Origin of the sequence: Craterilacuibacter sp. (assembly GCF_051659485.1) — a bacterium.
GTDB lineage: Bacteria > Pseudomonadota > Gammaproteobacteria > Burkholderiales > Chromobacteriaceae > Craterilacuibacter.
The window spans coordinates 1-5,220 of sequence record NZ_JBOFOO010000083.1 but is presented as its reverse complement, the minus strand read 5'-3'; the positions used below and the strand labels follow the sequence as shown (position 1 = coordinate 5,220).

Genomic DNA, 5,220 nt, shown 5'->3' with positions numbered 1-5,220 from the left:
GTCGATGCCGATGTGGAGCGGCCTGTTCTTCGCCGTGGCGGTGCTGTTCAGCCTCTGGCTGCTGCTTAGCCGCCGCGACTGAAACCATCATTGCCTGTTTTTTAGGCAGAAGCGGCCGGCACCTGTTGCGACAAGGGCTGGCCGTAATTATCCACAGCCCATCCCCAGCCTTGTCCGCTGTCCTTGTGGGTGAATGGGCCCTATCTCTTCACCCGCGCTTGCGCAGCAGGCGCAGGCCGTTGGCTATCACCAGCAAGCTGGCGCCCATATCGGCGAACACCGCCATCCACATCGTTCCCAGCCCCGCTAGCGTCAGCGCAAGGAACACAGCCTTGATACCCAGTGCCAGCACAATATTCTGCACCAGCACGGCGTGACAGCGGCGCGACAGGCGGATAAAGGCCGGCAGCTTGGCCAGATCATCGTCCATCAGCGCTACATCGGCCGTTTCGATGGCGGTATCGGTGCCGGCGGCACCCATGGCGAAGCCGATATCGGCCCGCGCCAGAGCCGGTGCGTCATTGATGCCGTCGCCCACCATGCCGGTAACACCTTGCGCGGCATAGGCGGCCACTGCATCCAGCTTGTCCTCGGGCAGCAGTTCGCCACGGACATCGTCTATGCCGACTGCCGCGGCAATGGCGCGGGCGGTGTGGATATTGTCGCCGCTGAGCATCACCGTCTTGATTCCCAGTGCATGCAGTTCGCTGATGGCCGCGCGGCTGCCGTCTTTTAGCGTATCGGCCATGGCAAACAGTGCCAGCACATTTTCAGCGTCGGCAAGCAGGGTCACGCTTTTGCCTTGCTGTTCCAGTGCGTCGATCTGCTTGTCTATGGCCTCGCAGCACAAGGCTTGCTCGTGTAACAGGCGGTGCTGGCTCAGGGTATAGATACGGCCATTCAGTGTGCCGCGTATCCCGACGCCGGGCAGGGCACTGAAGTTTGTGACATCCAGATACGGGATCTGGTCCTTATCCAGTGCGCGGGCGATGGCGGCCGAGGCCGGATGGTCGGATCTTGCCGCCAGACTCAAGGCGATGTGGCGCAGGCTCGCTTCATGCTGGCCACTGAAAAATACGCTGTCGGTGAGTACCGGCTTGCCGTGGGTGAGGGTGCCGGTCTTGTCCAGTGCCAGGAATTTCAACCGCCGCCCCGCCTCCAGAAAGACGCCGCCCTTGATCAGGATGCCGGCGCGTGCGGCGGCGGTCAGTGCGCTGACGATAGTGACCGGGGTGGAGATCACCAGTGCGCACGGGCAGGCAATCACCAGCAGCACCAGCGCCTTGTAGATCCAGTCGTGCCAGCTGCCATCCAGTAATAGTGGCGGCAGGAGGGCGACAGCCAGTGCCAGCGCAAAGATGACCGGGGTGTAGATGCGGGCGAAGCGGTCGATAAAGCGCTGCATCGGCGCACGTGCGCCTTGTGCCTGTTCGATGGCATGGACGATGCGCGCCAGCGTCGAATTGTCGGCGCGGGCGCTGACGCGGTATTCCAGTGCACCGTGCTGGTTGATGGTGCCGGCAAACAGCGTGTCGCCTAGCGACTTTTCCTGCGGCAGGCTCTCGCCGGTAATCGGTGCCTGATCGACGCTGGATTGCCCCGCCGTGACTACGCCATCCAGCGCGATGCGCTCGCCCGGTTTAACCCGCACCTGGCGTCCGATCTCGACGCCGGCCGCGCTTTGTTCACGCCACTGGCCATCGCTGTCCTGTACGGTGGCGGTTTGCGGCGAGAGCTGCATCAGCCCCTGTACCGCGCGCCGCGCCCGGTCCAGCGACAAGACCTCGATGCGTTCGGCCAGTGTGAACAGCACCATCACCATGGCCGCTTCCGGCCACTGGCCTATCAGTGCTGCGCCGGTGACGGCGATGCTCATCAGCGCATTGATATTGAGCTGGCCGTGGCGCAGCGCAAGCCAGCCTTTTTTGTAGGTTGTCAGGCCGCACAAGCCGATGGCGGCGAGGGCAAGCAGCGCAGCCAATAGCGCAGGCGTGTCCAAGGCGTGAGCGAGTTCGGCAAAAAGTGCCAGCAGGCCGGCAGCGGCCAGTGGCCACCATGCTGTCTTGGGCGCGCTGGGCGCGGCTGCCGGCGTGGTTTCGTCCATGGTTTGTGCATGCATGCCGATGTCAGCGATGGCCGCTATGATGGCGTCCAGCGTGACGGGAAGGTGCACGACGGTCAGTACCCGCGCCATTAAATTGAACTCCAGTGCCGCAACGCCCGTCATCGTGCCCAGTCTCTTGCGTAGCAAGGCTTCTTCGACCGGACAATCCATCTGCGCGATGCGTAAGCGGCTGCGGATATGGCCTGCCGGCAAGGGACTGTCGGGTGCCGGGGGCGCGTCGGGGGACGTGTGGCAGGCGCCACTACAGCAAGCTGCGGGTGCGGCTTGCGGGCGGGGCGGGGGCTGGATTGGGCGGTAGCGCATGATGATCTTTCCCGGGTTCGGTATGATGCATTGCACACCCTGAAGCTACTATAGAGTCAAGCGAGAATGGAGGATGGCTGATGAAAATAGGTGAACTGGCGCAAATAGCCCGCTGCACGGTCGAGACCGTGCGTTATTACGAGAAGGAAGGCTTGCTGGCGGCACCCGAGCGTAGTGCCGGCAATTACCGGCACTACAGCGCCGTGCATGTAGAGCGGCTGCGCTTTATCCGTAATTGCCGGGCGCTGGGCATGACCCATGAGGAAATCCGCGCGCTATTGGCCTTGCTGGACACCCCCTCGGCGCGTTGTGGCGAGGTCAACGCCTTGCTGGACGAGCATATCGGCCATGTCGATGCGCGACTGCGCGAACTGGGTGAGCTGAAGGTACAGCTGGCGCATTTGCGGCTGCAGTGCAATTCGGAGCAGGCTGTTTCCGCCTGCGGAATTTTGCAGGGGCTGGCGAAAATGGAAACCGAAGCCCCGGCGGAGCGGCATACGCATTTTTCCTGATGCGGCCGTAGCCGGCACTGCAAAAAATCGAAGCCTGCCTGTTTTTTAAGCGCCCATGAAAAATGCCGGTAAATCAGTTGCTTACCGGCATTCTCCACAGACTGTCCCCAAGCTTGTTCCTGCCAAACTGCGGACAAGCTTTTGTATTGCTTTTTAAATGTGCAACTATATTAAGTAATTGATTTTTAATGAAATTTACTGTGTAAATTTCATTTATCCACAGGATTATCCCTCGTTTTCTGTGGATAGCTGCTCCAGCTGTTCCTGCACCTCCATCCACTCTTCCTCGACCGCTTCGAGGCGCGCCACGGTTTCGCCCTGTTTTTGCAGCACTTCAGTGAGCTTGGACTTGTTTTCTATGCTGTAGGCTTCCTCGCTGGCGAGGAAGGCTTCCAGCGTAGTTTTTTCCTGCCCCAGCAGATCCAGAGCCTTTTCCAGTTTGGCCAGACGTGTTGCCAGCGGTTTTTTTAGCGCATTCAGGCGCTTGCGCTCATCGGCCTGCAGGCGTTTTTCTTCTTTGCGGTTGCCGCCGCCATTGGCGCTGCCGCTGCTGGGCTTGCCGCTATTGGCCAACTCGGCGATGCGCTGCAGGCGGTAGTCTTCCAGATCGCCGTCAAACGGGGTGACTGCGCCGCCGCCCACGCGCCAGAATACATCGGTGGTGGCCTCCAGCAAGGAGCGGTCATGCGATACCACGATCAGTGCGCCGCCAAAGTCCTGCAGCGCCAGCGTCAGCGCGTGACGCATTTCCAGATCGAGGTGGTTGGTCGGTTCATCTAAAAGCAGTAAATTGGGCTTTTGCCATACGATCAGCGCCAGCGCCAGCCGCGATTTTTCGCCGCCCGACATCGGGCCTACCGGGGCTGAGACTTCATCGCCGCGAAAATTAAAGCCGCCCAGGAAGGTGCGCAGTTCCTGCTCGCGCGTGGTCGGCGCCAGTTTCTGCAAATGCCATAGCGGCGATTCGTCCGGGCGCAGCGTTTCCAGCTGGTGCTGGGCAAAATAGCCGATCTGCAGCATCTGCGCGCCGATAAGTTCGCCCTGCTGCGGCACGAGTTCGCCCGCCAGCAGCTTGACCAGTGTCGACTTGCCTGCACCGTTGACGCCCAGAAGACCAATGCGGGCACCGGCTTCTACCGATAGCGTCAGATTGCGCAAGATGGGCGTGTCACCATAGCCGACACTGACGTTTTCCAGCTTGAGCAGCGGATTGGGCAGTTTGTCGGGCGGGGCGAAAGAAAAATCAAAGGGCGAATCGCTATGCGCCGGTGCCACCCGTTCCAGTTTTTCCAGTGCCTTGACCCGGCTTTGTGCCTGACGCGCCTTGCTGGCCTTGGCCTTGAAGCGGGTGATGAAGGATTCGAGGTGGGCGATCTGTTTTTGCTGTTTCTGGAAGTCGGATTGCTGGCGCGACAGTTTTTCGGCGCGCATGACTTCAAAATCGCTGTAGTTGCCGGTGTACAGCGTCAGCGTCTGCTGGGCGACTTCGACAATATGGGTGGTGACCGCATCGAGGAAATCGCGGTCATGCGAGATGACCAGCAAGGTGCCGGGGTAGGCCACCAGCCAGTCTTCCAGCCATAGCACGGTTTCGATATCGAGGTGGTTGGTCGGCTCGTCCAGTAGCAGCAAATCCGAGCGGCACATCAGTGCCTGCGCCAGATTCAGGCGCATGCGCCAGCCACCGGAAAAATCGGACACCGGCCGCATCTGGCCTTCCTGGGTAAAACCCAGGCCGGTCAGCAGGCGCGCGGCGCGCGATTCGGCGCTATAGGCGTCGATATGCTCCAGCTCGCCGTGCAAATGGCCGATCTCTACGCCGTCGTTGGCGTGTTCGGCCTCGGATAAGCGGCTTTGCAGGCTGCGCAGCTCATGGTCGCCGTCGAGTACATAGTCGAGTGCGCTACGCATCAGTGCCGGCGTTTCCTGCGCGACATGGGACACCGTCCAGTGGGCCGGTACCTCGACTTCACCTGCATCCTGCTGCAACTGGCCCATCAAGAGCGCAAACAGGCTGGACTTGCCGGCACCGTTGGCGCCGACCATGCCGATGCGGTTGCCCGGGTTGAGGGTAAGGCTGGCATTAAGCAGCAGCTCTTTCAGGCCGCGGCGCAGATTGACGTTCTTGAGTTGGATCATGGGATTCCGGTATGCCCTTGAAAGGCAGAAATTCTGGCGCCACACCGGTCGCGAAATCAGTCGCGGCCGGTGTGGCATCTATAGCGTGAGCGTTAAGGTTTAAACCTTGGGTAGCGAGGCCAGGTCCCAGCGCGGTTTGAC

3 protein-coding genes are annotated in these 5,220 nt (G+C 60.9%); 1 reads left to right on the top strand and 2 read right to left on the bottom strand.

Translation table 11 applies throughout. The features are described from left to right. Positions 1-208: 208 nt before the first annotated feature. Positions 209-2,428 carry a heavy metal translocating P-type ATPase gene (locus ACRC1E_RS02935; protein ID WP_438513613.1) on the bottom strand — a complete coding sequence of 740 codons (2,220 nt, stop codon included), beginning with the start codon at positions 2,426-2,428 and terminating at the stop codon, positions 209-211. Between the two features lie 80 nt (positions 2,429-2,508). On the opposite strand from ACRC1E_RS02935, the gene cadR reads away from it, so the two are divergent. After that, complete coding sequence (gene cadR, locus ACRC1E_RS02930; RefSeq protein ID WP_438513612.1) at positions 2,509-2,940, top strand: Cd(II)/Pb(II)-responsive transcriptional regulator; 432 nt, start codon at positions 2,509-2,511, stop codon at positions 2,938-2,940. 225 nt (positions 2,941-3,165) lie between these two features. Here the strand turns inward: cadR and ACRC1E_RS02925 are convergent, their stop codons facing one another. Beyond that, positions 3,166-5,079 (bottom strand): ATP-binding cassette domain-containing protein, encoded by a 1,914-nt coding sequence (locus ACRC1E_RS02925; RefSeq protein ID WP_438513611.1) that lies wholly within the window; start codon positions 5,077-5,079, stop codon positions 3,166-3,168. Positions 5,080-5,220: the final 141 nt, after the last annotated feature.

What these genes read in the sequence shown, in the direction of transcription:
- ACRC1E_RS02935 (WP_438513613.1), bottom strand. Translation starts at nt 2,428, where the DNA reads ATGCGCTACCGCCCAATCCAGCCCCCGCCCCGCCCGCAAGCCGCACCC.
- cadR (WP_438513612.1), top strand. Translation starts at nt 2,509, where the DNA reads ATGAAAATAGGTGAACTGGCGCAAATAGCCCGCTGCACGGTCGAGACC.
- ACRC1E_RS02925 (WP_438513611.1), bottom strand. Translation starts at nt 5,079, where the DNA reads ATGATCCAACTCAAGAACGTCAATCTGCGCCGCGGCCTGAAAGAGCTG.